We start from the raw sequence: 1,585 nt of genomic DNA, 5'->3' as shown, positions 1-1,585 counted from the left end.
CAGGGTCGGCGACGGCCATCACGGAGACGTTCCGGACCGTGACGAAACCGGTGCACGGCCCCACCGGGCGAACCCCGCCCGCGCCGTCACCCCACCGGCGGCGCGGGCTGCGAGACTGGCGACATGAACGTGAATCTGCGCACGGGCGCCGACCCCGCCCGATCGGCGGGGGAGCCCTCGGCCGGTGCCGGTGATCCCGGTGTCGAGGTGGACGCGACCGGTTCGGACGAGTCGACCGGGGCCCTCGGGACCCCCGATATCCCCGACATCAAGGACGTGTGGCGGGCGCGCGAGCTCCTGGCCGGGGTGGCCCGGGTGACGGCGATGGAGGGCAGCCGCCACCTCTCCCGGCTGGTCGGCTCGGCGGTGCACCTGAAGTGCGAGAACCTCCAGCGCACCGGATCGTTCAAGTTGCGCGGCGCCTACACCCGCATCCACGGCCTGACGCCGGAGGAGCGGGCGCGTGGCGTGGTGGCCGCCAGCGCCGGCAACCACGCGCAGGGGGTGGCGCTGGCGGCCGCCACGCTGGGCGTGGAGTCCACCGTCTTCATGCCGGCGGGCGCTCCTTTGCCGAAGGTGGCGGCGACCCGCGAGTACGGGGCCCGGGTGATCACCCGGGGGCAGGTGGTGGACGAGACGCTGGAGGCGGCGCGCGAGCACGCCGAGCGCACCGGCGCCGTCTTCATCCACCCCTTCGACCACCCGGACGTGGTCGCGGGCCAGGGCACGGTGGGGTTGGAGATCCTCGAGCAGTGCCCCGAGGTGAGCACCGTCGTGGTGGGCATCGGGGGCGGCGGCCTGGCCGCCGGGGTGGCGCTGGCGGTGAAGTCGCTGCGCCCGGACGTGCGGGTGGTGGGCGTGCAGGCTGAGGGTGCCGCCGCCTATCCGCCCTCGTTGGCCGCGGGTCGGCCGGTGGCCGTGGCCTCCCCGGCGACGATGGCCGACGGCATGAAGGTGGGCCGTCCCGGTGACGTGCCGTTCCGGGTGATAGCGGAGCTGGTGGACGACATCCGGTTGGTGTCGGAGGACGCGCTCTCCCGGGCGCTGCTGCTGTGCCTGGAGCGGGCCAAGCTGGTGGTGGAGCCGGCGGGGGCCGCGCCGGTGGCGGCCCTGTTGGAGGAACCGGACCGGTTCGACGGGCCGGTGGTCGCGGTGCTGTCGGGCGGCAACGTGGACCCGCTGGTGCTCCAGCGCACGCTGCGGCACGGCATGGCCGCGGCCGGCCGGTACCTCACGCTGCGTCTGCGGCTGCCGGACCGCCCCGGGGTGCTGGCCGCGCTGTTGGGGACCCTCTCGGGGGTGGACGCCAATGTGCTGGCGGTCAACCACGTGCGGACCGACGCCCGGTTGGCGGTGGACGAGGCCGAGGTGGAGGTGTGGCTGGAGACGCAGGGGCCGGAGCACCGCGAGCAGGTGGACGGGGTGCTGAGGGAGAGCGGGTACCACTTCCTGTGACGACGGGCCGGATCCCGCCGGGGTGAGGCCGCCCCCGGCTCCGCCGCCGTCGTTCTCCCGCCCCGCCGTCCCGGCCGACGGGGCGGGGAGGAAAACCGGGGGCGATTGTCGGTGCCGGGGACTACGGTTC

At 75.1% G+C, this 1,585-nt stretch carries 1 protein-coding gene; it reads left to right on the top strand.

The window, feature by feature from the left end:
- The first annotated feature begins 324 nt into the window (after positions 1-324).
- Positions 325-1,455 (top strand): threonine ammonia-lyase, encoded by a 1,131-nt coding sequence (gene ilvA / locus FNQ90_RS22590; protein ID WP_407699428.1) that lies wholly within the window; start codon positions 325-327, stop codon positions 1,453-1,455.
- Positions 1,456-1,585 lie beyond the last annotated feature (130 nt).

The organism is Streptomyces alkaliphilus (genome assembly GCF_014141535.1).
Classification (GTDB): Bacteria; Actinomycetota; Actinomycetes; order Streptomycetales; family Streptomycetaceae; genus Streptomyces; species Streptomyces alkaliphilus.
This window is presented reverse-complemented; position numbering and strand designations above follow the sequence as displayed.